Consider the following 23,730-nt stretch of genomic DNA (forward strand, 5'->3'; position numbering starts at 1 on the left):
GACGCGGCCGGGCGGCTCTCAGTTGATCTTGTGGGGACGGTAGCGGGCCACGCGAGCGGCGCCGGACAGTGCGCGGGTGCGCACGCCGGTGCGTGCCTTGTACCACTGTGGCATGGCGCCCTGCTTCAGGCGCCACTTCTTGCGCGGGTGCTTGTATTCAGGGTAACTCGGGGGCGGCTCGGCCAGCGGGCCGGAAGCCTCCTGCCCGATGTCCGCGAACTGCTTCTCGAAGTCGCTGGCGCCGGTCTGGATGCTGTGCTCGACTTCGCGGGCCGCATCCTGGACCGTGTCCTTCATCTTGCGCAGTTCGTCCAGGTCCATCGAGCGGTTGACCTCGGCCTTGACGTCGTTGACATAGCGCTGGGCCTTGCCCAGCAGCGTGCCCACGGTGCGCGCCACCCGCGGCAGCTTCTCGGGGCCGATCACGATCAGCGCGACGGCGCCGATCAGGGCGAGTTTCGAAATGCCAAGATCGATCACGGAATCAGCAGAGAACTCAGGACTTCTGGCGCGCTTCGACGTCGATGGTGGACTTGTCGGCGCTGTTGTTGCTGCTCACCTGGGGATTGGGGGCAGCGGGCGTCTCGGGGGCCGAGCCGTCCTTCATGCCGTCCTTGAAGCCCTTGACGGCGCCGCCCAGGTCGGAACCCATGTTTCTCAGCTTCTTGGTGCCGAAGATCATCACGACGACGAGCAGCACGATCAGCCAGTGCCAGATGGAAAGTGAACCCATGGATTACTCCTGAAGAATCTGCAGATTTTAGTCGGGGCCATGCCTGTGACCCCATGGCGGGAATATCAACCCTCGATCAACCCTTGAGCCAGGGCCTCGGACCACCCATGACGTGGACATGGAGATGGTGAACCTCCTGCCCGCCTTCGGCGCCGGTATTGACGACGATGCGGAAGCCGCCCTGCGGATAGGGCCTGCAGCCCTGCTCCAGGGCCAGCTTGGGCGCCAGGATCATGATCTTGCCGAGCAGCGCCGAATCCTCCGGCGTGACCTGCGCCATGGAAGGGATGTGGCGCTTGGGCACCAGCATGAAGTGCACCGGCGCCCAAGGCGCGATGTCGTGGAAGCCGAACAGCTCCTCGTCTTCGTAGACCTTGCGGGAGGGGATCTGTCCCGCAATGATCTTGCAGAAGATGCAATTCGGGTCGTGAGGCTCAGAGGACATTCGAAGGCTCCATGGACCGGCCCGCATTCATTCGCACCATCCCCTTGACGATGCGGTAAAGGAACCAGAGTGAAATCAGCGCCCAGGCCAGCCAGCCGGGCAGCAGGAACAGCAGCCAGAGCCAGGCCGTCAGCACGTAGGCCACGCCGGCCCACAGCACCGAGCGGATGCGCCAGCTGAAATGCGAGGCCTGCCAGCTGCCGGCGGCGTCGTCGCGCTTGACCAGGTCGATCACCAGCGCGATGAGCAGCAGGGCAACCGAGGCCTGGGCCCCGGGCAGCACGGCGCCCACGGCCACCACCAGGTGGAGGATGTAGCTGATCCAGCCCCAGGTCTTGAGGGAGCTGTCGGGCTCGACGGACACGATTTCGTTGGCCATGGCGTGCGTCCTTTACCCCTTCAATCGTTGGAAACTTCGCGTGCCTGCGCTTTCCGCAGGGCCTTTTCCTCGATGCCGCTGGTGCCTTCGCGGCGCTCCAGCTCGGCGATGACGTCGCTCGGCGAAAAGCCGTAGTGGGCCAGCGCCACCATGCTGTGGAACCACAGGTCGGCAACTTCGTTCACGATCTTCGCGCGCTCGCCGCCGTGGTCGGCGTCCTTGGCGGCCATCACGACCTCGGTGGCTTCCTCGCCGATCTTCTTGAGGAAGGCGTCGGGGCCGCGGTGCAAAAGGCGCGCGACGTAGCTCTTGTCCGGGTCGCCGCCCTGCGCGGGCAGGCGGCTTTCGATCACGGCCGCCAGGCGGGCCAGTGCGTCTTCCATGGGGTGCTTCGGTGCAGGGTCGGTGCTCATCTCGGTGTGGCGGAGTAGATCGCCCGGGGGTCTTTCAAGACCGGCTCGGTCACCGTCCAGCGGCCATCTTCGTATTTGCTGAAGAAACAGCTGTGACGGCCCGTGTGGCACGCGATGCCGGGCTCGTGGCCGGTCTGGGTGACCTGGAGCAGGAGCACGTCGTTGTCGCAGTCCATGCGGATCTCGTGCACCGTCTGCACGTGGCCCGATTCCTCGCCCTTGAACCACAGCTTGCCGCGCGAGCGGCTGAAGTAGACCGCGCGGCCCAGCTTGGCCGTTTCGGCCAGGGCCTCGCGGTCCATCCAGGCAAACATGAGGACATCCTTGCTGCCGCGTTCCTGCGCGATCACCGGCACCAGGCCGTTCGCATCCCATTTCACTTCGTCGAGCCAGTTCATGGGGCCTATTGTCGTGCCTGCCCGGCACGAGGCAGCTAAATCCGCACGGCAATCCCGCGCTCGGCCATGCGGGCCTTGGCCTCGCCGACCGTGTGCTGGCCATAGTGGAAGATGCTGGCCGCCAGCACGGCGTCGGCGCGGCCGGCCTGGACGCCGTCGGCCAGGTCGTCCAGGCTGCCCACGCCGCCCGAGGCAATCACCGGCACGCTGACTGCGTCGCTCACCGCACGGGTCAGCTCGAGGTCGAAACCGCTCCTGGTGCCGTCGCGGTCCATGCTGGTCAGCAGGATCTCGCCCGCCCCGCGGCGCGCCATTTCGACCGCCCATTGCACGGCGTCCAGGCCTGTGTTCTTGCGCCCGCCGTGACTGTAGACGTCCCAGCCCGGGCCACGCGTCGCGGCGTCCTCGGCCGAGCGGCGCTTGGCGTCGATCGCGACCACGATGCACTGCGCGCCGTACTTGTGCGAGGCGTCATCGATCACCTGCGGGTTCGCAATGGCCGCCGAGTTGAAGCTGGTCTTGTCGGCTCCGGCGTTCAGCAGGCGACGCACGTCCTCGACCGTGCGCACGCCGCCGCCCACGGTCAGGGGAATGAAGACCTGCGACGCGACCGCCTCGATGATCGGCAGGATCAGGTCGCGGTCGTCGCTGGTGGCCGTGATGTCCAGGAAGGTCAGTTCGTCCGCGCCCTGCGCGTTGTAGCGGGCCGCGATCTCGACCGGATCGCCGGCATCGCGCAGTTCGACGAAGTTGACGCCCTTCACGACGCGGCCGCCGGTCACGTCGAGGCAGGGAATGATGCGCTTGGCCAGCATGAAGAATCTTGGGGAGTCGCTCAAAGGACGGTGAGCTGCTGCCAGCCCACCCAGTTGCCGCCCGGCGCCAGCAGCACCGGCTCGTCGATGCGCGCGGCTTCGACGCAGAGCATGTGGCGCCAGCCGTCGTCGGGGAGGTCTTCCAGCCGGACGCTCAACTCGGGGCCCGGGTTCCAGACCACGGTTTCGGTGCAGCTCGCGCTTTGGGTGATCTCGAGCGTGCCGGCGGGCTGCACCAAGTGAAGGGGCTGTGCGGGCGCGGTGTAGACGCTGTCGAACTCGGTGCCGAAGCGAAGGGCCGGCGCCAGGTCGACGTGGCGGTCATCGCGCACTGCGTCCCAGCGGTTGGCGCCCTGCAGGCCCTCCAGGTGCGCCTCGGTGAGCTCATCCACGCGCAGGTAGCTGTGCAGTGCTGCAGCGAAGGACCAGGGCGCGCCGCCAGTGTTGTCGATGTGCAGGGCCACGCGCAGCGACCGGGGGGCCAGCGTCACGGCCAGGCGGGCATGGAAGGCATGCGGCCAGATCGCTCGGGTGGCTTCGTCGTCGTGCAGCGTGAGAACCAGGGTGTCGGCCGGGCCGTCCGTGCCACCCGCCTCGGCGCGCCAGGCGATATTGCGCACGAAGCCGTGCTTGGGAAGCAGGCCGCGCTGGTTGAACTGGGGCCAGCAGATCGGCACGCCGCCGCGGATGGCGCTGCGGCCATCGAACCTGGCATCGGGGCTCAGGTAGAGGCGCTCGATCCCGTCCGCCGTCATCCACGAGAGCACCTGTGCGCCGTGCAGCGCCACCGTGCAGGCGCTGCCGTCCGGCAGGGCGAGCTGCAGCGCAGGTTGTCCTCGGAAATCCAGGCTTTGAAGAGGCATGAGGGCTCGATGCGCCGGGCCGGCTCGCTATTGCTCGGCCAGTTCGTCGGCGCGCGCCTGCGCGGCAGCGAAGTCCAGGTCGCCCGAATAGATGGCGCGGCCGCAGATCACGCCCTCGATGCCTTCGGACTCGGCCGCGCAGAGTTTGTCGATGTCGGCCATGTTCGACAGCCCGCCCGAGGCGATCACCGGGATGGTGAGGGCCTGCGCGAGCTTGACGGTGGCGTCGATGTTGATGCCCGAGAGCATGCCGTCGCGGCCGATGTCGGTGTAGATGATGGACTCGACGCCGTAGTCCTCGAACTTCTTGCCCAGGTCGGACACCTCGTGGCCGGTGAGTTTGCTCCAGCCGTCGGTGGCAACCTTGCCGTCCTTGGCATCGAGGCCGACGATGATGTGGCCGCCGAAGGCGCTGCAGGCGTCCTTCAGGAAGCCCGGGTTCTTGACGGCGGCGGTGCCGATGATCACGTAGCGCAGGCCATCGTCGATGTAGCGCTCGATGGTGTCCAGGTCGCGGATGCCGCCGCCGAGCTGCACCGGGATGTCGTCACCCACCTCGCGCAGGATCGCCTTGATCGCGGCATGGTTCTGCGGCTTGCCCGCGAAGGCGCCGTTCAGATCGACCAGGTGAAGCCGGCGCGCGCCGGCCTCGATCCACCGCCGCGCCATGGCGGCCGGGTCTTCGCTGAAGATGGTGGACTGGTCCATGTCGCCCTGCTTGAGGCGAACACAGTGGCCATCCTTGAGGTCAATCGCGGGAATGAGGAGCATGGTGCGGGATTGCGCGCAATGAGCGATGAAGCGCAGCTGGGAACTGCTTCAGGGATTCCAGTGGAGAAAGTTTCGGTACAGCTGCAACCCATGGTCCGCGCTCTTCTCGGGATGGAACTGGGTCGCAAAAATATTATCGCGTGCGATGGCGGCGGTAAAGCGGCCCCCGTAGTCGGCCTCGCCGGCGCTGTGGCGCGCATCGGCCGGTTTGGCGTAGAAGCTGTGCACGAAATAGAAGTAGCTGCCGTCCGGCACGCCGGCCCAGACCGGATGCGGCTGCGTCTGGAAGACCTGGTTCCAGCCCATCTGCGGCACCTTGTAGCGACTGCCGTCGGGCTGGGTGCGGCCTTCCAGCTGGAAGCGCAGGACCCGCCCCGGGATCAGGTCCAGGCCCTCGGTCGGCCCCTCGTCGCTCGACGACAGCAGCATCTGCATGCCCACGCAGACGCCGAACAGCGGCTTGCTGGCCGCCGCCTCCAGCACCGATTCGAGGAGGCCGGAGTCGCGCAGCTCGCGCATGCAGTCGGGGATGGCGCCCTGCCCCGGCAGCACCACGCGGGTCGCGCGGCGCACCACGTCCGGGTCGGCCGTCACGAAGACTTCGACGCCGACCTGGTCGGCCGCGTGCTGCACCGCCTGCGAGACGGAGCGCAGGTTGCCCATGCCGTAATCGACGACGGCGACCGTGTTGTTGCTCATCGATAAGCTTCCGCGCAGCAGCGCTGCAGCATTCGCCTTGGGGCGGCCCGGCGGCGCACTCAGAGTGACCCCTTGGTCGAAGGAATGACGCCGGCCGAGCGCGGATCGAGTTCGAGCGCGGCCCGCAGGGCGCGCGCGAAGGCCTTGAAGACGGTCTCGCACTGGTGGTGCGCATTGACGCCCTTGAGGTTGTCGATGTGCAGCGTCACGAAGGCGTGGTTGACGAAGCCCTGGAAGAACTCGTGGGTGAGCTGGGTGTCGAAGCCGCCGATCATGCCGCTGGTGTAGGGAATGTCCATCACCAGGCCGGGACGGCCGGAGAAATCGATCACGACGCGGCTGAGTGCCTCGTCCAGCGGCACGTAGGCGTGGCCGTAGCGACGGATGCCCTTCTTGTCGCCCACCGCGCGGGCGACGGCCTGGCCGAGGGTGATGCCCACGTCCTCCACCGTGTGGTGGCCGTCGATGTGCAGGTCGCCCTCGCACTCGATTTCGAGGTCGATCAGGCCGTGGCGGGCGATCTGGTCGAGCATGTGGTCGAAAAAGCCGATGCCGGTGGAGAGCTTGGCATGGCCGCTGCCGTCGAGGTTGACGCGCACGCTGATCTTCGTCTCCGCCGTGTTGCGCGTGACGGAGGCGACGCGCGCGCCGGCGGCGATGACTGCTTCGGGGGCCGTGGGGCTGTTCATAGGGAGGCTTCGAGGGCCGCGAGCATCCGCGTGTTCTCGTCGGCAGTTCCGACGGTCAGGCGCAGGCAGTTCGCGAGCAATGGGTGCATTTTAGAAACGTTCTTCACCAGCACGCCGCGCGTCTTCATGCCCTCGAAGGTCCTGGCGGCATCCGGCACGCGGACCAGGATCATATTGGCGTCGCTGGGCCAGTGCTTCACGGCGGGCAGGGCATCCAGCGCCCCGGCGATGCGGGTGCGCTGCTCGCGGATCAGTGCCGCCTGGGCGGCGAAGACCTCCGCGTGCTCCAGCGCGAAGAGCGCGCACTCGCAGTTGAGCACGCTGATGTTGTAGGGCGGCCGCACCTTGTCCACCTCGGCGATCAGCGCCGAAGGGCCCATCAGATAGCCCAGCCGTACGCCCGCCAGGCCGAACTTGCTGAGCGTGCGCATCAGCAGCACGTGGCCGTGGCGCGCGACCCGGTCGATGTAGCTGCGGGCTGCAAATGGCTGGTAGGCCTCGTCGATCACCACCAGGCCGCCCTGGCGCCCCTGGGCCTCGACGATCTTCTCGATCACGGCGTCGTCCCAGAGGTTGGCGGTCGGGTTGTTGGGGTAGGCCAGGTAGACGATGGCCGGCTTCTCGCGCTCGACGGCCGCCAGCATGGCGCCTTCGTCCAGGTCGAAATCGGCCGACAGCGGCACGCCGACGAAGCGCAGGCCCTGCAGCTGGGCGCTCATGGCGTACATCACGAAGCCCGGCTCGGGCGCCAGGAGGGTGGCACCGGGCAGGTCGCAGGCCATCGCCAGCAGCGAGATCAGCTCGTCCGATCCGTTGCCCAGCATCAGGCCGAAGCCCTCGGGCATCCGCGCGTGAGCGGCCAGAGCGCGCTGCAGGTCGGCGCTGCGCGGGCCGGGGTAGCGGTTCAGGGCCAGCGCACCCAGGCGCTTGCCCAGCGCCGCCTGCAACTCGGGCGTCAGGCCGTAAGGGTTTTCCATGGCGTCGAGCTTGAGCATGCCGCGCGCGTCCTGCACCGCATAGGCATGCATGGAGCGGACGTCGGAGCGGATGCGGCCCAGGGCGCGGGTGATTTCTTCGGAACGGGAGGTCATTCGGGGACTCAAGGGCACCGGTAGCTGTTGCGCAGCGCGGCGAACACGACCAACTGCACCGGCATGTCGGCTTCGTAGCTGTCGGCATTGCGGCTCAGCTCGGTCTGGTAGAGCGTGCGCGCCATCGAGGGCTCGAGCCGGCGGCCGTTGACGCAGAAGGGCGGCTTCCGGCCGGCGCGCTGCTCGGCCTCGCTGGCCTCGCGCAGGCCTTCGACCACGCCCACCAGGTAGTAGTTGGCGTAGAGCTTGCCGTCCTTCTCGTTGGCCTCCAGCAGGCGCAGCTCGCGGATGCTCATGGCCTGGCAGGCGGCACCGGCCATCAGCAGGCCCACCAGGGCCGGGCAGCGTGCGAGCCGTCGCGCCGAGGCCGCCATCACGGCTCCTGCCGCAGGCGCAGGCGAGCGGCCTCGGCGTGCGCCTGCAGGCCCTCCCCTTCGGCCAGCGTCACGGCGATGCGGCCCAGGGCCTGCGCCCCCGCCTCGCTCACCTCGATCAGGCTGGAGCGCTTCTGAAAGTCGTAGACGCCCAGCGGCGAGCTGAAGCGCGCGGTGCCGCTGGTGGGGAGCACGTGGTTGGGCCCGGCGCAGTAATCGCCCAGGCTCTCGCTGGTGAAGGCGCCGAGGAAGATGGCGCCGGCATGCTTCAGGAGCGGCTCCCAGCGCCCAGGTTCGCGGCTGCTGACCTCGAGGTGCTCGGGCGCGATCCGGTTGCTGATGGCGCAGGCCTCTTCCATGCTCTTCGTGTGGATCAGCGCGCCGCGGCCGTTGAGCGAGGCGGCGATGATGGCGGCGCGCGGCATGGTGGGCAGCAGGCGGTCGATCTCCTGCTGCACGCGCTCGATGTAGGCGGCGTCGGGGCACAGCAGGATGCTCTGGGCGAGCTCGTCGTGTTCGGCCTGGCTGAACAGGTCCATCGCCACCCAGTCGGGCGGGGTCGTGCCGTCGGCCAGCACCAGGATCTCGCTGGGGCCGGCGATCATGTCGATGCCCACCGTGCCGAAGACGCGGCGCTTGGCGGCCGCCACGTAGGCGTTGCCGGGGCCGGTGATCTTGTCGACTGCCGGGATGGTCGCGGTGCCGTAGGCCAGCGCGCCCACCGCCTGGGCACCGCCGACGGTGAAGGCGCGGGTGACGCCGGCCACGTGGGCCGCGGCCAGCACCAGCGTGTTCTTCTCGCCGCCGGGCGTCGGCACGACCATGATGATCTCGCCCACGCCCGCCACGTGCGCGGGAATGGCGTTCATCAGCACGCTGGACGGATAGGCGGCCTTGCCGCCCGGCACGTAGATGCCGACCCGGTCCAGCGGCGTGACCTTCTGGCCCAGCAGCGTTCCGTCGGCGTCCCGGTAGCTCCAGCTCTCGCCGCTGGCCTTCTTCTGGGCCTCGTGGTAGCTGCGCACGCGGCGGGCGGCCGCTTCCAGCGCCTCGCGCTGCACCGCAGGCAGGTTGTCGAAGGCTGCTTGCAGCTCGGGGGCCCGCAGCTCCAGCGCGGCCATGCCGTCGACCTCCAGCCGGTCGAAACGGCGGGTGTAGTCGAGCACGGCGGCGTCGCCCCGCCGGCGCACGTCGTCCAGGATGTCCGCCACCACCTGCTCGATCGCCGCGTCCGTGTCCGCGGACCAATGCAGCCGCGCCCGGAAGTCGGCTTCGAAGCTGGCCGAGGCGGTGGACAGGCGGGCGGGCGAGGCTTTCACGTTCATTTCAATTGCTCCACCGCGCTGCGCGAGACCCGCGACGCGCGAAACACGCAGGCCGCAAAGCCGGCCCGTTCGGGAGCACCCGTGGAGCCGGCTTTGCCGGGCCGCCGGGTGCGCCCCCGGTGAGGGGGTTGGCGGACCACACGAAGTGGGGGAGCCTGGGGGAGAGTTTCACTTCAGGTGGAAGGGATGGCAGAGGCAAAGGCATCGATGATGCGCCTGATCGGCGCCTGCTTGAGCTTGAGCGCGGCCTGGTTCACCACCAGCCGGGCGCTGATGTCCATGATGCGCTCGACCTCGACGAGGTGATTCGCCTTGAGGGTGTTGCCGGTCGACACCAGGTCCACGATGGCATCGGCCAGGCCGGTGAGCGGGGCCAGCTCCATACTGCCGTAGAGCTTGATCAGGTCCACGTGCACGCCCTTGCTGGCGAAGAACTCGCGTGCCAGGCCGACGTACTTGGTCGCGACCTTGATGCGGGAGCCCTGGCGCACCGCCGAGGCGTAGTCGTAGTCGGCGCGCACCGCCACGCTCAAACGGCAGGCCGCGATGCGCAGGTCCAGCGGCTGGTACAGGCCCTGGTTGCCATGCTCGAGCAGCACGTCGAGCCCGGTCACGCCCAGGTCCGCACCGCCGTACTGCACGTAGGTGGGCACGTCGGAGGCGCGCACCAGCACCACGCGCACATCCGGCCGTGAAGTGCCGATGATCAGCTTGCGCGATTTCTCCGGGTCCTCGCTCACCTCGACGCCGGCCGCCGCCAGGAGCGGCAGGGTCTCGTCGAAGATGCGGCCCTTGGACAGTGCGAGCGTGATCATGGCTGGTACTCCGCCGGCCCGGCGACGCGGTCGATGTCGGCGCCGAGGCCGCGCAGCTTGCCTTCCATGCGGTCGTAGCCGCGGTCCAGGTGGTAGATGCGGTCGACCAGGGTCTCGCCCTCGGCCACCAGGCCGGCGATGACCAGGCTGGCGGAGGCGCGCAGGTCGGTGGCCATCACGGTCGCGCCCGATAGCCGGGGTACGCCCTCGATGACGGCCACCTTGCCGTCGGTCTGGATCCTGGCGCCCAGGCGCAGCATCTCGTCCACGTGCATGAAGCGGTTCTCGAAGATGGTCTCGGTGACGGTCGAGGTGCCCTCGGCGATCACGTTGAGCGCCATGAACTGCGCCTGCATGTCGGTCGGAAAGCCGGGGTATTCGGTGGTGCGGAAGCTCTGCGCCTTCAGGCGCCCCTGGCTGCGCACGCGGATGCCCTCTTCCACCGCGGTGACTTCCACGCCCGCCTCGCGCAGCTTCTCGATCACCGCGTCCAGGTGGTCGGCGCGGCCATGGCGCAGCAGCACCTCGCCGCCGGCCGCGGCGACGGCGCACAGGAAAGTGCCGGCCTCGATGCGGTCGGCCACGACGCGATGGCTCGCGCCCTGCAGCTTCTCCACGCCGTGGATGCGGATGCGGCTGGTGCCGTGGCCTTCGATCTTCGCGCCCATCTCGATGAGCATCTCGGCCAGGTCGGTGATCTCGGGTTCCTGGGCCGCGTTTTCCAGCACTGTTTCGCCGTCAGCCAGCGCTGCGGCCATGAGAAAGTTCTCGGTGCCGGTGACGGTCACCATGTCGGTGGTGATGCGAGCGCCGTGCAGCCGGCGCCGGCCGCCGCCGATGCGCGCGACCATGTAGCCGTGTTCGACGACGATGTCGGCGCCCATGGCCTGAAGGCCCTTGATGTGCTGGTCCACCGGCCGCGAGCCGATCGCGCAGCCGCCGGGCAAAGACACCTTGGCCTGGCCGAAGCGCGCGAGCAGCGGCCCGAGCACGAGCACCGAGGCGCGCATGGTCTTCACCAGCTCGTAGGGAGCTTCGGGCGTGTGCAGGGCGCCGGCGTCGAGCGCCACCGTGCCGTCGTCGTCGCGCTCGGCCGCGATGCCCATGTTGCGCAGCAGCTTGAGCATGGTGCTCACGTCGTTCAGCCGCGGCACGTTGTGCAGCGTGACGGGCCGGTCGGTCAGGAGCGCCGCGCAGAGCTCCGGCAGGGCGGCGTTCTTCGCGCCGGAAATGAGCACCTCGCCGCGGAGCTCTCGCCCGCCGCGAATCAGGAGTTTGTCCATGAAAGGTCCAGCAGGCTAGTTCTGGGCGGCCGCCCATTCCGCGGGCGTGTAAGTCTTCATTGAAAGCGCGTGCACCTCGTCCGTGTGCATTTTGGCACCGAGGGTGGCATAGACACGCTGGTGTCGCTGGATCGCGCGCTTGCCCTCGAATTCGGCCGAGACGATGGTGGCGTACCAGTGGCGGCCATCGCCCTCGAGTGCGATGTGCTCGCAGGGCAGGCCGGCCTGGATGATGGTTTGGAGTTCTTCGGCAGTCATAGAGGGAAAGGGGCCGACGCCGGGCCGCCCCAGGGCGGACCGGACCCCTCGGGGGGTGGAGTTACACGAGCGCAGCGAGTGAAAAGCCTGGGGGCCAGCATGTCATCCGCGGATCTTGTAGCCGATGCGCAGCAGGTGGACGGCGATCGCGCTCACGACCAGCCAGGCCCCGCCCACGATGGCCAGGCTCACCCACGGCGAGATGTCGCTGACGCCGAAGAAGCCGTAGCGGAAGCCGTCGATCATGTAGAAGAAGGGGTTGAGATGGCTCACCTTCTGCCAGAAGGGCGGCAGCGAGTTGATCGAGTAGAACACGCCCGACAGGAAGGTCATGGGCATGATCAGGAAGTTCTGGAACACGGCCATCTGGTCGAACTTCTCGGCCCAGAGGCCAGCGATCAGGCCCAGTGTGCCCAATATGGCGGCGCCGAGGAAGGCAAACACCGCGATCCACAGCGGCGCCTCGAAGCCCGGCAGGGCGAACAAGGAGGTCACCAAGAAGACGCCGAGGCCGACCGCCAGCCCGCGCACGATGGAGGAGCCCACGTAGGCCAGGAACCAGCCCCAATGCGACAGCGGCGTCAGCAGCACGAAGACCAGATTGCCCATGATCTTGCTCTGGATGATCGACGACGAGCTGTTGGCGAAGGCGTTCTGCAGCACGCTCATCATCACCAGGCCAGGCACCAGGAAGGCGGTGTAGCTGACCGAGCCGTAGACCTTGACGTGGTCCTCCAGCACGTGGCCGAAGACCATCAGGTACAGCAGCGCGGTGAGCACCGGCGCGCCGACGGTCTGGAAGCCGACCTTCCAGAAGCGCAGCGTTTCCTTGTAAAGCAGCGCGCGCCAGCCAAGGGCGTTCACCATCATCGTGCGACCTCCAGCGGCGTCTGTTCACCCGCCATCAGGTCGATGAACACGTCTTCCAGGTCCGCCTTGCGCATTTCCACGTCTTCCACGTCGAGCCCGGCCTCGCGAATGGCCGCGAGCAATTGCTCGACCTCTCGCGCGTTCTGCGCCGGCAGCTGGACGATGCGCCCGGTGATGCGCGCATGCTGGGCCAGCGACCGGGGCAGCATGCCGTCGGTCTTGAAGCGCAGCACGTTGCTGGCGGCCGAGCGCAGCAGTTCGCTGGTGCGGTCCAGCGCGATCACGCGGCCCTGCTTGAGCATCGCGATGCGGTGGCAAAGGGCCTCGGCCTCCTCGAGGTAGTGGGTGGTCAGCAGGACCGTGCTGCCCTGCTTGTTGAGCTTGGCGATGAACTGCCACAAGGTCTGGCGCAGCTCGACGTCGACGCCGGCCGTGGGCTCGTCCAGCACGATCACCGGCGGCTTGTGCACCAGGGCCTGCGCCACCAGCACGCGGCGCTTCATGCCGCCGGAGAGCTGGCGCATGTTGGCGGTGGCCTTGTCGGCCAGGCCCAGGCTGGTGAGCAGTTCGTCGATCCAGTCGTCGTTGTTGCGGATGCCGAAGTAGCCGGACTGGATGCGCAGCGATTCCCGCACATTGAAGAAGGGGTCGAACACGAGCTCCTGGGGCACCACGCCGAGGTGGCGCCGCGCCTGGGCGTATTCGCGCTGCACGTCGAAGCCGTGCACGCTGATGGTGCCGGCGCTGGGCCGGGACAGGCCGGCGAGCATGCTGATCAGGGTGGTCTTGCCGGCGCCGTTGGGGCCCAGCAGGCCGAAGAATTCGCCTTCTTCGATCTGGAATGTGACCTGGTCGACGGCCTTGAGGCCGGGCTTTCCCTGGGCACGCTGCTGGCGCGAGGCGGGGTAGGTCTTGGAGACCGATTGGAAGGAGACGGCGGGCATGGGAGCCCGGGATTTTAGGCCCCCGCGGTATTCCCGCTCCGCGGCCGGGCAAAGGCCCGGATCAGGGCGCAGCGGGCAGGAGTCCGGCCACGCCGTAGAGCGAGGCGAGTTCGCGCAGGCGCGGCGGCAAGCCCTTGACCGCGAAGCCGCGGCCGAGCGCGCTGGACTCGCGACGGCACTCGAGCAGCACGGCCAAAGCCGACGAGTCGAACTGCTCGAGGGCGCTGGCATCCACCACGGTGGACGAGGGGGCCTGCCCGGCCAGCCCCTGGCGCAGCATGAGCACGCAGGCCGGCGCTTCGTCGTGCGTCAGCTTGGGCGGCAGGACCAGCATCGCGCGCAGAGTCCCTACTTCCTGTTGCCGTTGCGCGAGTTGCGCTCGGCCAGCGTGGCGATCAGGCCGTCGATGCCCTTGGCATTGATCTCCTGCGAAAACTGGGTGCGGTAGGTGTCGACCAGCCAGACGCCCAGCACATTCAGGTTGTAGACCTTCCAGCCACCGCCCTGGCCCGGGGTCTTCTCGAGACGGTAGTCGAGCTGGACCGGGTCGCCGGTGGTGCCGCGGACCTCGGTGCGCACCAGCACTTCGTTGTCATCGAGCGAGCCGCGGAAGGGCCTCACCACCACGGACTGGTCGCTGACCTGGTCGAGCGCGCCGGCATAGGTGCGCACCAGCAGCTTCTTGAACTCGTCCTGCAGGCGCTGCTGCTGCTCGGGAGTGGCCTGGCGCCAGGCCGGCCCGACGGCGGAGGCCGTCATGCGCTGGAAGTTCACGTTGGGCATGATCTTGGCGTCCACCAGGGCCATGATCTTGCCGATGTCGCCGGCCTTGATGGTCTTGTCGGCCTTGATGGTGTCGAGCACGTCGACCGACAGGCGCTTGATCAGGGCGTCGGGCGCCTCATCGGCGGCACGCACGGGGCGCACGAAGGCGGCGGCGCCCGCCAGCGACAGCCCGGCCAGGGCCAGGCGTCCGAAGGAGCGTCGTTGCAGGGTCTGGGTCATCGAAAAAAATTCCCTTGTTTTGAAGTCTCGGGTCGGGCGACCGTTCGCGGTTTGGAAGCAGGGCCGGGCCGGCAGTTCCCGCGCCGGCGCCCGCACCGGCAACCGAATGCAAGCGCCGAAGGCCCCAAGGGCACCCTTAGTTGCCGTCGTTCGGCAGGTCGCCGTTGTGAATTTCGCTCCGGCGGCGCTGTAGATAGGCATCGCGGGTAAACGAATACTTGTCGAGCGCGGCCTCGCCGAGCAGTTCGCTGGCGCGCAGGAAGTTGGCGCGCGTGTCGACCACGCGCAGCACGTACATCGAGTTGCGCCACGGAATGTCGTCGATCTGGTTCAGCAGGTCGCCCTTGCGGTCGACCAGCAGGGCCGAACCGTCGCGCACGTTCGAGGGGCCGAGCAGCGGCAGCACCACGTAGGGCCCGCTGGGCACGCCCCAGCGGCCGAGGGTCTGGCCGAAGTCCTCCGGGTGGCGCTCGATGCCGGCTTCGGTGGCCACGTCGAGCAGGCCGCCGAGGCCGAAGACCGTGTTGACCGGAATCCGCATGAAGTTGTCCGCGCTGTGCCGCAGGTTCAACTGAAGGACGCTGTTGGCGAAATTCCAGACGTCGGACAGGTTGCCGAAGAAGTTGTTGACGCCGGTGCGCACGAAGGAAGGCAGCGTGCGACGGTAGGCGCCGGCCACGGGCTTGAGCACCGCCTCGTCGACGCTGTCGTTGAACTTGAAGACGCCGCGATTGAAGGGCTCGAAGGGGTCGGCCGGGTTGGCGTTGGGGCCAGTCGCGCAGCCCGCGGCGAGCGCGAGGACCGCGGCCGCGGCCAGGCCGCGGGCGCAAATGGACAGGCCACGCCGGGCCGGCGAAGGATCTCGTGGGGTCGGTGCTTTCATTTCTTGTTGCTGTTGGCCGGTGGCGTACTGCCTTCGGCCGCCTTGCTGTAGAGAAACTGTCCGATCAGGTTCTCCAGCACGACGGCCGACTGCGTCGAGGTGATGACGTCACCGGCTTGCAGGTTCTTCTCCTCGGCGCCCGCCTCGATCCCGATGTACTGCTCGCCGAGCAGCCCGCTGGTCAGGATCTTGAGGGAGCTGTCTTTCGGGAAACTGTAGCGGCTTTGCAGCGCGAGCGTGACGCTCGCCTGGAAGTTCTTGTCGTCGAACGTGATCGATTCGACACGCCCCACCACCACGCCCGCACTTTTGACAGCGGTCTGCGGCTTCAGGCCGCCGATGTTGTCGAAGCGCGCGGTGACGGAATAGGTCTTCTGGAAGTTCAGGCTCAGCAGGTTCGCAGACTGGAGCGCGAGAAAAAGCAGCGCCGCCGCGCCGATGAGCACGAACAGGCCGACCCAGACGTCGTTCTTGGAGCGTTGCATGGCGATTGTTCCTACGTCCTTTCCGACGGGCGGGCTTGTCGGGGAACACCGCGGAACCGGCTTTGCCGTTCCGCTGATGTTGCCCCCGGTGAGGGGGTTGGAGGCCACACGAAGTGGGCAGGCCTGGGGAAGCGCTTGTTCATATGCTGAACATCATGGCGGTGAGCAGGAAGTCGAGGCCGAGCACCGCGAGGGATGCCGCGACCACGGTCCGGGTGGTGGCCCGGGACACGCCCTCGGGCGTCGGCTGGGCCTCGAAGCCCTGCAGCAGCGCGATGAAAGTGACGGTGAAGCCGAAAACGATGCTCTTGACCACGCCGTTGCCGACGTCGCGCCAGACATCGACGCCGCCCTGCATCTGCCCCCAGAAGGCCCCGGGGTCGAGGCCGAGCATCAGCACGCCGACGACCCAGCCGCCGATCACGCCGACCGCGCTGAACACCGCGGCGAGCAACGGCATGGTGATGACGCCCGCCCAGAAGCGCGGCGCGAGGATGCGCTGTACCGGATCGACCGCCATCATCTCCATGGCGCTCAGTTGCTCGCCGGCCTTCATGAGGCCGATTTCCGCGGTCAGCGAAGTGCCGGCACGGCCCGCGAAGAGCAGCGCCGCCACCACCGGGCCGAGTTCGCGCACCAGGCTCAAGGTCACCAGCAGGCCCAGGGCCTCGGAGGAGCCGTAGCGCTGCAGCGTGTAGTAACCCTGCAGCCCGAGCACGAAGCCCACGAACAGGCCGGAGACCGCGATGATGGCCAGCGAGTAGTTGCCGAGAAAGTGGACCTGGTCCCGCACCAGTCCGAATCGGCGCAGGCTGTTGGCCCCCCGGAAGCTCAGCCGCAGGAACAGCCGTGCGGCCATGCCCATGTCGCCAAGCTTGGCGCGCACGGCGAATCCGAGGTCGCTCGGCCGATACCAGCTCATGCGCGATCTCCATGCGCGTGGTTGCCGAAGTCCTCTTCGACGGCGACGCCGGGGTAGTGGAAATGCACCGGCCCCTCGGGCAATGCATTGACGAACTGGTGCACCAGCGGATCGGTGCTCTCCCGCACATCCTGCGGCTTGCCCTGTGCAGCGATGCCGCCGTTGGCCAGGATGATCACGTGGTCCGCGATGCGGAAGGTTTCCTCGAGGTCGTGCGAGACGATCACGCTGGTCAGGCCCAGCGTGTCGTTGAGCTGGCGGATCAGCCGCGCTGCCGTGCCCAGGGAGATCGGGTCGAGACCGGCGAAGGGCTCGTCGTACATCACCAGGTCGGGGTCGAGCGCGATCGCACGGGCCAGCGCCACGCGGCGGGCCATGCCGCCGGACGCTTCGCTGGGCATGAGGTGGCGGGCCCCGCGCAGGCCCACGGCATCGAGCTTCATGAGCACGATGTCGCGCACCAGGGCCGCGGGCAGTTGCGTGTGCTCGCGCAGCGGGAAGGCCACGTTGTCGAACACGCTCATGTCGGTGAAGAGCGCACCGAACTGGAACAGCATGCCCATGCGCCGGCGCGCGGCATAGAGCGCCTCGTTGTTCATGCGGCCGATGTCCTGGCCGTCGAACAGCACCTCGCCGCGCTGTGCCCGCACCTGCCCGCCGATCAGGCGCAGCACCGTGGTCTTGCCGCCGCCGGATGCGCCCATGAGCGCCGTCACCTTGCCGCGCGGCACGGTGAAGGAGACGCCGTCGAGGATCGCGCGCTCGCCGTAACCGAAGCGGACGTCGCGGAGTTCGACCAAGGTGGAAGCGGAGGGTGTCATGGGCAACAGAAAAGCCGGGGGCGCCTGAGGCATCCCCGGCTCACGGTGGCGGCCATGATAAATGAAGCACGGCCCGTGCCCATCCCTCGAACTGCGGGCCTAATCCGCCGCTAATTCCATCCGGGGCGCGCTTGTTCAGCGTGGCAAGTCGCTGTAGCCCATCAGGAACTCGTCGACCGCGCGGGCCGCCTGGCGGCCCTCGCGAATGGCCCAGACCACCAGCGACTGGCCCCGGCGCATGTCGCCGGCCGCAAAGACCTTGGGGACATTGGTGGCATAGCCGCCGATGAAGTCGACGCCAGCCTTGGCGTTGCCGCGGGCATCCTTGTCGACGCCGAAGGCCTCCAGCACACCGGCGACGGGGCTCACGAAGCCCATGGCCAGCAGCACCAGGTCGGCCTTGAGCACCTGCTCGGTGCCGGGGACCTCGCTCATCTTGCCGTCCTTCCACTCGACGCGAACGGTCTTCAGGCCGGTGACCTTGCCCTTCTCGCCGATGAATTCCTTGGTCGCGATGGCGAATTCGCGCTCGCAACCCTCTTCGTGGCTGGAGCTGGTGCGCAGCTTGTAGGGCCAGTAGGGCCAGGTGAGCGGGCGGTTCTCTTCCTCCGGCGGCTGGGGCATCAGCTCGAACTGGGTCACGCTGGCCGCCCCATGGCGGTTGCTGGTGCCCACGCAGTCGGAGCCGGTGTCGCCGCCGCCGATCACGATCACGTGCTTGCCGTCGGCCCGGATCTGGCCCTTGACCTTGTCGCCGGCGTTGACCTTGTTCTGCTGCGGCAGGAACTCCATGGCGAAATAAATGCCGTCCAGGTCGCGCCCCGGCACCGGCAGGTCGCGCGACTGTTCGGCGCCACCGGTCAGGACGACCGCGTCGAATTCCCTGTCCAGCTGCTCGGGCGTGACCGTCTCCTTGGCCCAGTTCGTGACCTTGGAGCCCTTGCCCAACGGGTCCTTGGCCGCGCCGACCACGACCCCCGTGCGGAACACCACGCCCTCGGCCTTCATCTGCTCGACGCGGCGGTCGATGTGCGACTTCTCCATCTTGAAGTCGGGAATGCCGTAGCGCAGCAGGCCGCCGATGCGGTCGTTCTTCTCGAACAGCGTCACGTCATGGCCAACGCGGGCGAGTTGCTGCGCCGCCGCCATGCCCGCGGGGCCCGAGCCCACCACCGCGACCTTCTTGCCGGTCTTGTGGCGCGGCGGGCGCGGCGTGACCCACGACTCCTGCCACGCGCGGTTGATGATCGCGTGCTCGATGGACTTGATGCCGACCGGGTCGTCGTTCACGTTCAGCACGCAGGCCGCCTCGCAGGGCGCGGGGCAGATGCGGCCGGTGAACTCCGGGAAGTTGTTGGTCGAATCCAGCACCGCGAACGCACTCTGCCAGTCGTTGCGGTAGACCAGGTCGTTGAAGTCCGGAATGATGTTGTTGACCGGGCAGCCGCTGTTGCAGAAGGGCGTGCCGCAGTCCATGCAGCGCGCGCCCTGCACCTTGGCCTGCTGCGCATCGAGGCCGACGACGAATTCCTTGTAGTGCTTGACGCGCTCCTCGACAGGCTTGTAGCCCTCCTCGATGCGCTCGTGCTCCATGAACCCCGTGATTTTTCCCATCGTGATTTCCTGGTTCTGTTCTTCGCTTCGGTGCCCGCTCAGGCGGCCACCGCCGGCTTCGTCATGGCGTGCGGCTCCAAGCCCACATGCGCGTTGTTGCCGCTGCTGGTGAGCTCGACCTTGCGATCGTGGATCTCGGCCAGGGCGCGCTTGTACTCGTTCGGGAAGACCTTCACGAAACGCGTGCGGGACACCGCCCAGGTGTCGAGCAGCTCGCGCGCGCGCTTGCTGCCGGTCCAGCGGTGATGGTCCTCGAGCAGCTTCTTGAGCCGAGCCTCGTCGGTCTCGCCTTCGTGCCAGATCTTTCGGTGCACGCTGGCGGTCTGCTCGGCCGAGGTCAGCACCTTGTCGAGCGAGACCATGGCGAGGTTGCAGCGGGAGGCGAACTGGCCGTCCTCGTCGTAGACGAAGGCCACGCCGCCGCTCATGCCGGCCGCGAAGTTGCGGCCCGTCTTGCCCAGCACCACCACCGTGCCGCCGGTCATGTACTCGCAGCCATGGTCACCGGTGCCTTCGACCACCGCGGTGGCGCCCGAGAGGCGCACCGCGAAGCGCTCGCCGGCCACGCCGCTGAGGAAGGCCTCGCCCGTGGTCGCGCCGTACAGCGCGGTGTTGCCCACGATGATGTTGCGCGTCGCCTCGCCGCGGAAGTCCAGGCTGGGACGCACCACCACGCGGCCGCCCGAGAGGCCCTTGCCGGTGTAGTCGTTGGCATCGCCGATGAGGTAGAGCGTGATGCCGCGTGCCAGGAAGGCGCCGAAGGACTGGCCGCCGGTGCCCTCCAACTGGATGCGAATCGAGTCGTCCGGCAGGCCCTGGGGGTGTACCTTGGTCAAGGCGCCGGAGAGCATGGCGCCCACCGAGCGATTGACGTTGCGTGCCACCTCGATGAACTGCACCTTCTCGCCCTTCTCGATGGCGGGACGGGACTTCTCGATCAGCTTGTTGTCCAGGCTCTTCGCGAGGCCATGGTCCTGGTTTTCGACGTGAAAGCGCGGCACGTCCGCCGGCACGTTCGGCTGGGCGAACAGGCGGCTGAAGTCGAGGCCACGCGCCTTCCAGTGGGCGATGCCCTTGCGGGTGTCGAGCAGGTCGGAGCGGCCGATCAGGTCGTCGAACTTGCGGATGCCCAGCTGCGCCATGATCTGGCGCACTTCCTCGGCGACGAAGAAGAAGTAGTTCACCACGTGCTCGGGCTTGCCCGAAAACTTCTTGCGCAGCACCGGGTCCTGCGTGGCGACGCCGACCGGGCAGGTGTTGAGGTGGCACTTGCGCATCATGATGCAGCCCTCGACCACCAGTGGAGCCGTGGCGAAGCCGAACTCGTCGGCGCCCAGCAGCGCGCCGATGGCGACGTCGCGGCCGGTCTTCATCTGGCCGTCGGCCTGCACGCGGATGCGGCCGCGCAGGCGGTTGAGCACCAGGGTCTGCTGGGTCTCGGCCAGGCCGATCTCCCACGGGCTGCCCGCGTGCTTGATGGACGACCAAGGCGAGGCGCCGGTGCCGCCGTCATGGCCCGCGATCACGACGTGGTCGCTCTTGCACTTGGCCACGCCGGCCGCGATGGTGCCGACACCGACCTCGCTCACCAGCTTGACGCTGACAGTCGCATGAGGGGCGACGTTCTTCAGGTCGTGGATCAACTGCGCCAGGTCTTCGATGGAGTAGATGTCGTGGTGCGGCGGCGGCGAGATCAGGCCCACGCCGGGCACCGAGTAGCGCAGCTGGCCGATGTAGTTGGAGACCTTGCCGCCGGGCAGCTGGCCGCCCTCGCCGGGCTTGGCGCCTTGCGCCATCTTGATCTGCAGCTGATCGGCCGAGGCGAGGTATTCGGCGGTGACGCCGAAGCGGCCCGACGCCACCTGCTTGATGCGCGAGCGCAGCGAGTCGCCGTCCTTCAATGGCAGGTCGACCTCGACGTTGGCCTCGCCGATCACGCTCTTGAGCGTGTCGCCCTGCTTGATGGGGATGCCCTTGAGTTCGTTGCGGTAGCGCGCCGGGTCCTCACCGCCCTCGCCGGTGTTGCTCTTTCCCCCGATGCGGTTCATGGCCACGGCCAGCGTGGAGTGCGCTTCGGTGCTGATCGAGCCCAGCGACATGGCGCCGGTGGCGAAGCGCTTGACGATCTCGCTCGCCGGCTCGACTTCGTCCACCGGAATGGCCTTGGCCGGATCGATCTTGAATTCGAACAGTCCGCGCAGCGTCAGGTGACGGCGGTTCTGGTCGTTGATGATCTGCGCGTATTCCTTGTAGGTGTTGAAGTTGTTGGCACGCGTGCTGTGCTGCAGCTTGGCGATAGCGTCGGGCGTCCACATGTGCTCCTCGCCGCGGGTGCGCCAGGCGTATTCGCCGCCGGCGTCCAGCATGTGGGCGAGCACCGGGTCGTCGCCGAAGGCGGCCTTGTGCATGCGAATGGCTTCCTGCGCGATCTCGAAGACGCCGATGCCCTCGACCCGGCTGGCGGTGCCGGTGAAGTACTTGGCCACGGTCTCCGCGTTGAGGCCGATGGCCTCGAAGAGCTGGGCGCCGCAGTAGCTCATGTAGGTGCTGACGCCCATCTTCGACATGATCTTGGACAGACCCTTGCCGATCGCCTTGACATAGTTGTAGATGGCCTTCTCGGCGCTGAGGTCGCCCTGCAGGTCCTCGTGCATCGCGGCCAGGGTTTCCATGGCGAGGTAGGGATGCACGGCCTCGGCGCCATAGCCGGCCAGCACGCCGAAGTGATGCACCTCGCGCGCCGAGCCGGTTTCCACCACCAGGCCGGCGGTGGTGCGCAGGCCTTCGCGCACCAGGTACTGGTGGATGGCCGAGAGCGCCAGCAGCGCGGGGATGGCGATCTGGGTCGCGCTGAGCGCGCGGTCGCTCACGATCAGGATGTTGTGGCCGCCCTTGATGGCGTCCACCGCCTCGGCGCACAGAGAAGCGAGCTTGGCTTCGACGCCTTCCTCGCCCCAGGCCAGCGGGTAGGTGATGTCGAGCGTGTAACTCTTGAACTTGCCCTGGGTGTACTTGCCGATGTCGCGCAGCTTCGCCATGTCGGCGAAGTCGAGGATGGGCTGGCTCACCTCCAGCCGCATGGGCGGGTTGACCTGGTTGATGTCCAGCAGGTTCGGCTTCGGCCCGATGAAGGACACCAGCGACATCACGATCGCTTCGCGGATCGGGTCGATGGGCGGGTTGGTGACCTGGGCGAACAGCTGCTTGAAGTAGTTGTAGAGCGGCTTGTTCTTGTCGGACAGCACGGCCAGCGGGCTGTCGTTGCCCATGGAGCCGATGCCTTCCTCGCCGGCCGCGGCCATGGGGCTCATCAGGAACTTGATGTCCTCCTGCGTGTAGCCGAAGGCCTGCTGGCGGTCCAGCAGGGCCACCTGGCTGACCGGGGGCTGCACGGCCTCGGCCTCGACGCTGTCGAGCTTGATGCGCAGGTTCTCGATCCACTGCTTGTAGGGCTTGCTGTTGGCGAGAGTGGCCTTGACCTCCTCGTCATCGATCATGCGGCCCTGCTCCAGGTCGATCAGGAACATCTTGCCGGGTTGCAGGCGCCACTTGCGGACGATCTTCTGCTCCGGCACCGGCAGCACACCGGATTCGGAGGCCATGATGACCAGGTCGTCGTCGGTCACGCAGTAGCGCGACGGGCGCAGGCCGTTGCGGTCGAGGGTGGCGCCGATCTGGCGGCCGTCGGTGAAGACGATGGAGGCCGGGCCGTCCCACGGCTCCAGCATGGCCGCGTGGTATTCATAGAAGGCGCGGCGACGCGTGTCCATGGTCGCGTGCTGCTCCCAGGGCTCGGGGATCATCATCATCACGGCCTGGCTGATGGGGTAGCCGGCCATGGTGAGCAGTTCGAGGCAGTTGTCGAAGGTGGCGGTGTCGGACTGGTCGGCGAAGCTGATCGGATAGAGCTTCTGCAGGTCGGGGCCCAGCACCGGCGAGGACATCACGCCCTCGCGCGCCTTCATCCAGTTGTAGTTGCCCTTGACCGTGTTGATCTCGCCGTTGTGGGCGACATAGCGGTAAGGGTGAGCCAGCGGCCACTCGGGGAAGGTGTTGGTCGAGAAGCGCTGGTGCACCAGGCCAAGGGCCGAGATGCAGCGCTTGTCCTGCAGGTCGAGGTAATAGGTGCCCACCTGGTCGGCCAGCAGCAGGCCCTTGTAGACCACCGTGCGGCTCGACATGCTCGGAACGTAGTATTCCTTGCTGTGCTTGAGCTTCAGGCGCTGAATGGCGGCGCTGGCGGTCTTGCGGATGACGTAGAGCTTGCGCTCCAGGGCGTCTTGCACGATGACGTCGTTACCGCGGCCGATGAAGACCTGGCGCAGTAGCGGCTCCTTCTTGCGCACCGCGGGCGACATGGGCATCTCGCGGTTGACGGGCACATCGCGCCAGCCGAGCAGGACCTGGCCTTCCGCCTTGATCGCGCGCTCCAGCTCCTGTTCGCAGGCTTCGCGCGAGGCGTGCTCCTTGGGCAGGAAGATCATGCCCACGCCGTACTCTCCGGGCGGCGGCAGGGTGACGCCCTGCCTGGCCATCTCCTCGCGGTACAGCAGGTCGGGCAGCTGAATCAGGATGCCGGCGCCGTCGCCCATCAGCTTGTCAGCGCCCACTGCGCCGCGATGGTCGAGGTTTTCGAGGATCTTCAGGCCCTGGACGATGATGCTGTGGCTTTTCTCGCCCTTGATATGAGCCACGAAGCCGACGCCGCAGGCGTCATGCTCATCGGCTGCGGAATACAGGCCATGTTGTTGAAGATGTTCGATCTCGGCAGGCGTCGTCATTGGCGCACTCCTTCAGTTTTTCGCAGGGACGTGAAGGATATTGCGTTGCACAAA

The 23,730-nt window shown here is 67.5% G+C and carries 27 protein-coding genes; all 27 read right to left on the minus strand.

Going from position 1 to position 23,730, the window contains the following annotated elements; genetic code table 11:
• Nucleotides 1–18: 18 nt before the first annotated feature.
• Complete coding sequence (gene tatB, locus ABEA07_RS00840) at nt 19–480, minus strand: Sec-independent protein translocase protein TatB (protein ID WP_345535250.1); 462 nt, start codon at nt 478–480, stop codon at nt 19–21.
• 16 nt (nt 481–496) lie between these two features.
• Entirely contained in the window at nt 497–733 is a 237-nt protein-coding gene (gene tatA, locus ABEA07_RS00845; RefSeq protein ID WP_345535252.1) for a Sec-independent protein translocase subunit TatA, read from the minus strand.
• 76 nt (nt 734–809) lie between these two features.
• Entirely contained in the window at nt 810–1,178 is a 369-nt protein-coding gene (locus ABEA07_RS00850; RefSeq protein ID WP_345535253.1) for a histidine triad nucleotide-binding protein, read from the minus strand.
• The gene (locus ABEA07_RS00855; RefSeq protein ID WP_345535254.1) at nt 1,168–1,557 is read right to left on the minus strand and encodes a DUF4870 family protein; all 390 of its coding nucleotides are present in this window, start codon (nt 1,555–1,557) and stop codon (nt 1,168–1,170) included. Before ABEA07_RS00855 ends, ABEA07_RS00850 begins: the two co-directional genes overlap by 11 nt.
• 20 nt (nt 1,558–1,577) lie before the next feature.
• On the minus strand, nt 1,578–1,970 hold the full coding sequence (locus tag ABEA07_RS00860; protein ID WP_425584050.1) for a phosphoribosyl-ATP diphosphatase: 393 nt from the start codon (nt 1,968–1,970) through the stop codon (nt 1,578–1,580).
• The gene (hisI, locus tag ABEA07_RS00865) at nt 1,967–2,368 is read right to left on the minus strand and encodes a phosphoribosyl-AMP cyclohydrolase (protein ID WP_486391903.1); all 402 of its coding nucleotides are present in this window, start codon (nt 2,366–2,368) and stop codon (nt 1,967–1,969) included. The genes ABEA07_RS00860 and hisI overlap by 4 nt, the downstream gene beginning before the upstream one ends.
• 35 nt (nt 2,369–2,403) lie before the next feature.
• The gene (gene hisF, locus ABEA07_RS00870; RefSeq protein ID WP_345535256.1) at nt 2,404–3,183 is read right to left on the minus strand and encodes an imidazole glycerol phosphate synthase subunit HisF; all 780 of its coding nucleotides are present in this window, start codon (nt 3,181–3,183) and stop codon (nt 2,404–2,406) included.
• A gap of 20 nt (nt 3,184–3,203) precedes the next feature.
• A complete protein-coding gene (locus ABEA07_RS00875; RefSeq protein WP_345535257.1) occupies nt 3,204–4,046 on the minus strand; it encodes a D-hexose-6-phosphate mutarotase in 843 nt (280 codons plus the stop codon).
• Nucleotides 4,047–4,073: 27 nt separating this feature from the next.
• Nucleotides 4,074–4,817, minus strand: coding sequence for a 1-(5-phosphoribosyl)-5-[(5-phosphoribosylamino)methylideneamino]imidazole-4-carboxamide isomerase (gene hisA / locus ABEA07_RS00880; protein ID WP_345535259.1), 744 nt, complete (start codon nt 4,815–4,817; stop codon nt 4,074–4,076).
• Between the two features lie 48 nt (nt 4,818–4,865).
• Nucleotides 4,866–5,516, minus strand: coding sequence for an imidazole glycerol phosphate synthase subunit HisH (gene hisH, locus ABEA07_RS00885; RefSeq protein WP_345535261.1), 651 nt, complete (start codon nt 5,514–5,516; stop codon nt 4,866–4,868).
• Between the two features lie 59 nt (nt 5,517–5,575).
• Complete coding sequence (gene hisB / locus ABEA07_RS00890) at nt 5,576–6,205, minus strand: imidazoleglycerol-phosphate dehydratase HisB (protein WP_345535263.1); 630 nt, start codon at nt 6,203–6,205, stop codon at nt 5,576–5,578.
• Nucleotides 6,202–7,296 (minus strand): histidinol-phosphate transaminase, encoded by a 1,095-nt coding sequence (hisC, locus tag ABEA07_RS00895; protein ID WP_345535264.1) that lies wholly within the window; start codon nt 7,294–7,296, stop codon nt 6,202–6,204. Before hisC ends, hisB begins: the two co-directional genes overlap by 4 nt.
• A gap of 8 nt (nt 7,297–7,304) precedes the next feature.
• A complete protein-coding gene (locus ABEA07_RS00900) occupies nt 7,305–7,670 on the minus strand; it encodes a hypothetical protein (RefSeq protein WP_345535265.1) in 366 nt (121 codons plus the stop codon).
• On the minus strand, nt 7,670–8,995 hold the full coding sequence (hisD, locus tag ABEA07_RS00905) for a histidinol dehydrogenase (protein WP_345535267.1): 1,326 nt from the start codon (nt 8,993–8,995) through the stop codon (nt 7,670–7,672). The genes ABEA07_RS00900 and hisD overlap by 1 nt, the downstream gene beginning before the upstream one ends.
• A 173-nt stretch (nt 8,996–9,168) precedes the next feature.
• On the minus strand, nt 9,169–9,810 hold the full coding sequence (gene hisG / locus ABEA07_RS00910; RefSeq protein WP_345535268.1) for an ATP phosphoribosyltransferase: 642 nt from the start codon (nt 9,808–9,810) through the stop codon (nt 9,169–9,171).
• Nucleotides 9,807–11,093, minus strand: a complete 1,287-nt coding sequence (gene murA, locus ABEA07_RS00915; RefSeq protein WP_345535269.1) for a UDP-N-acetylglucosamine 1-carboxyvinyltransferase — start codon at nt 11,091–11,093, stop codon at nt 9,807–9,809. Before murA ends, hisG begins: the two co-directional genes overlap by 4 nt.
• A gap of 15 nt (nt 11,094–11,108) precedes the next feature.
• Nucleotides 11,109–11,351: a BolA family protein gene (locus ABEA07_RS00920; protein ID WP_345535270.1), complete on the minus strand. Its 243-nt coding sequence runs from the start codon at nt 11,349–11,351 to the stop codon at nt 11,109–11,111.
• A gap of 102 nt (nt 11,352–11,453) precedes the next feature.
• Nucleotides 11,454–12,218: an ABC transporter permease gene (locus ABEA07_RS00925; RefSeq protein WP_345535394.1), complete on the minus strand. Its 765-nt coding sequence runs from the start codon at nt 12,216–12,218 to the stop codon at nt 11,454–11,456.
• Complete coding sequence (locus ABEA07_RS00930) at nt 12,218–13,165, minus strand: ABC transporter ATP-binding protein (protein ID WP_345535271.1); 948 nt, start codon at nt 13,163–13,165, stop codon at nt 12,218–12,220. Before ABEA07_RS00930 ends, ABEA07_RS00925 begins: the two co-directional genes overlap by 1 nt.
• A gap of 61 nt (nt 13,166–13,226) precedes the next feature.
• The gene (locus ABEA07_RS00935) at nt 13,227–13,499 is read right to left on the minus strand and encodes an STAS domain-containing protein (RefSeq protein WP_345535272.1); all 273 of its coding nucleotides are present in this window, start codon (nt 13,497–13,499) and stop codon (nt 13,227–13,229) included.
• Nucleotides 13,500–13,513: 14 nt separating this feature from the next.
• Entirely contained in the window at nt 13,514–14,170 is a 657-nt protein-coding gene (locus tag ABEA07_RS00940) for an MlaC/ttg2D family ABC transporter substrate-binding protein (protein WP_345535274.1), read from the minus strand.
• Nucleotides 14,171–14,306: 136 nt separating this feature from the next.
• Entirely contained in the window at nt 14,307–15,053 is a 747-nt protein-coding gene (locus ABEA07_RS00945) for an MlaA family lipoprotein (RefSeq protein ID WP_345535275.1), read from the minus strand.
• On the minus strand, nt 15,050–15,538 hold the full coding sequence (gene mlaD / locus ABEA07_RS00950) for an outer membrane lipid asymmetry maintenance protein MlaD (protein WP_345535277.1): 489 nt from the start codon (nt 15,536–15,538) through the stop codon (nt 15,050–15,052). Before mlaD ends, ABEA07_RS00945 begins: the two co-directional genes overlap by 4 nt.
• Before the next feature lie 139 nt (nt 15,539–15,677).
• Complete coding sequence (mlaE, locus tag ABEA07_RS00955; protein WP_345535278.1) at nt 15,678–16,460, minus strand: lipid asymmetry maintenance ABC transporter permease subunit MlaE; 783 nt, start codon at nt 16,458–16,460, stop codon at nt 15,678–15,680.
• Nucleotides 16,457–17,314 (minus strand): ABC transporter ATP-binding protein, encoded by an 858-nt coding sequence (locus ABEA07_RS00960; RefSeq protein ID WP_345535279.1) that lies wholly within the window; start codon nt 17,312–17,314, stop codon nt 16,457–16,459. Before ABEA07_RS00960 ends, mlaE begins: the two co-directional genes overlap by 4 nt.
• Nucleotides 17,315–17,416: 102 nt before the next feature.
• Nucleotides 17,417–18,895 (minus strand): glutamate synthase subunit beta, encoded by a 1,479-nt coding sequence (locus ABEA07_RS00965; RefSeq protein ID WP_345535281.1) that lies wholly within the window; start codon nt 18,893–18,895, stop codon nt 17,417–17,419.
• 38 nt (nt 18,896–18,933) lie between these two features.
• Nucleotides 18,934–23,676 (minus strand): glutamate synthase-related protein, encoded by a 4,743-nt coding sequence (locus tag ABEA07_RS00970; protein ID WP_345535282.1) that lies wholly within the window; start codon nt 23,674–23,676, stop codon nt 18,934–18,936.
• Nucleotides 23,677–23,730: the final 54 nt, after the last annotated feature.

It is taken from the genome of Variovorax defluvii (assembly GCF_039541515.1).
Classification (GTDB): domain Bacteria; phylum Pseudomonadota; class Gammaproteobacteria; order Burkholderiales; family Burkholderiaceae_C; genus Variovorax; species Variovorax defluvii.

What these genes read in the sequence shown, in the direction of transcription:
- ABEA07_RS00940 (WP_345535274.1), bottom strand. Translation starts at nt 14,170, where the DNA reads ATGACCCAGACCCTGCAACGACGCTCCTTCGGACGCCTGGCCCTGGCC.
- ABEA07_RS00965 (WP_345535281.1), bottom strand. Translation starts at nt 18,895, where the DNA reads ATGGGAAAAATCACGGGGTTCATGGAGCACGAGCGCATCGAGGAGGGC.
- murA (WP_345535269.1), bottom strand. Translation starts at nt 11,093, where the DNA reads ATGGACAAACTCCTGATTCGCGGCGGGCGAGAGCTCCGCGGCGAGGTG.
- ABEA07_RS00860 (WP_425584050.1), bottom strand. Translation starts at nt 1,970, where the DNA reads ATGAGCACCGACCCTGCACCGAAGCACCCCATGGAAGACGCACTGGCC.
- ABEA07_RS00970 (WP_345535282.1), bottom strand. Translation starts at nt 23,676, where the DNA reads ATGACGACGCCTGCCGAGATCGAACATCTTCAACAACATGGCCTGTAT.
- hisG (WP_345535268.1), bottom strand. Translation starts at nt 9,810, where the DNA reads ATGATCACGCTCGCACTGTCCAAGGGCCGCATCTTCGACGAGACCCTG.
- hisF (WP_345535256.1), bottom strand. Translation starts at nt 3,183, where the DNA reads ATGCTGGCCAAGCGCATCATTCCCTGCCTCGACGTGACCGGCGGCCGC.
- ABEA07_RS00875 (WP_345535257.1), bottom strand. Translation starts at nt 4,046, where the DNA reads ATGCCTCTTCAAAGCCTGGATTTCCGAGGACAACCTGCGCTGCAGCTC.
- hisH (WP_345535261.1), bottom strand. Translation starts at nt 5,516, where the DNA reads ATGAGCAACAACACGGTCGCCGTCGTCGATTACGGCATGGGCAACCTG.
- hisD (WP_345535267.1), bottom strand. Translation starts at nt 8,995, where the DNA reads ATGAACGTGAAAGCCTCGCCCGCCCGCCTGTCCACCGCCTCGGCCAGC.
- ABEA07_RS00850 (WP_345535253.1), bottom strand. Translation starts at nt 1,178, where the DNA reads ATGTCCTCTGAGCCTCACGACCCGAATTGCATCTTCTGCAAGATCATT.
- hisC (WP_345535264.1), bottom strand. Translation starts at nt 7,296, where the DNA reads ATGACCTCCCGTTCCGAAGAAATCACCCGCGCCCTGGGCCGCATCCGC.
- mlaD (WP_345535277.1), bottom strand. Translation starts at nt 15,538, where the DNA reads ATGCAACGCTCCAAGAACGACGTCTGGGTCGGCCTGTTCGTGCTCATC.
- ABEA07_RS00935 (WP_345535272.1), bottom strand. Translation starts at nt 13,499, where the DNA reads ATGCTGGTCCTGCCGCCCAAGCTGACGCACGACGAAGCGCCGGCCTGC.
- ABEA07_RS00900 (WP_345535265.1), bottom strand. Translation starts at nt 7,670, where the DNA reads ATGGCGGCCTCGGCGCGACGGCTCGCACGCTGCCCGGCCCTGGTGGGC.
- ABEA07_RS00925 (WP_345535394.1), bottom strand. Translation starts at nt 12,218, where the DNA reads ATGGTGAACGCCCTTGGCTGGCGCGCGCTGCTTTACAAGGAAACGCTG.
- hisA (WP_345535259.1), bottom strand. Translation starts at nt 4,817, where the DNA reads ATGCTCCTCATTCCCGCGATTGACCTCAAGGATGGCCACTGTGTTCGC.
- ABEA07_RS00945 (WP_345535275.1), bottom strand. Translation starts at nt 15,053, where the DNA reads ATGAAAGCACCGACCCCACGAGATCCTTCGCCGGCCCGGCGTGGCCTG.
- ABEA07_RS00920 (WP_345535270.1), bottom strand. Translation starts at nt 11,351, where the DNA reads ATGACTGCCGAAGAACTCCAAACCATCATCCAGGCCGGCCTGCCCTGC.
- hisB (WP_345535263.1), bottom strand. Translation starts at nt 6,205, where the DNA reads ATGAACAGCCCCACGGCCCCCGAAGCAGTCATCGCCGCCGGCGCGCGC.
- ABEA07_RS00855 (WP_345535254.1), bottom strand. Translation starts at nt 1,557, where the DNA reads ATGGCCAACGAAATCGTGTCCGTCGAGCCCGACAGCTCCCTCAAGACC.
- hisI (WP_486391903.1), bottom strand. Translation starts at nt 2,368, where the DNA reads ATGAACTGGCTCGACGAAGTGAAATGGGATGCGAACGGCCTGGTGCCG.
- ABEA07_RS00930 (WP_345535271.1), bottom strand. Translation starts at nt 13,165, where the DNA reads ATGCCCGCCGTCTCCTTCCAATCGGTCTCCAAGACCTACCCCGCCTCG.
- ABEA07_RS00960 (WP_345535279.1), bottom strand. Translation starts at nt 17,314, where the DNA reads ATGCCTCAGGCGCCCCCGGCTTTTCTGTTGCCCATGACACCCTCCGCT.
- mlaE (WP_345535278.1), bottom strand. Translation starts at nt 16,460, where the DNA reads ATGAGCTGGTATCGGCCGAGCGACCTCGGATTCGCCGTGCGCGCCAAG.
- tatA (WP_345535252.1), bottom strand. Translation starts at nt 733, where the DNA reads ATGGGTTCACTTTCCATCTGGCACTGGCTGATCGTGCTGCTCGTCGTC.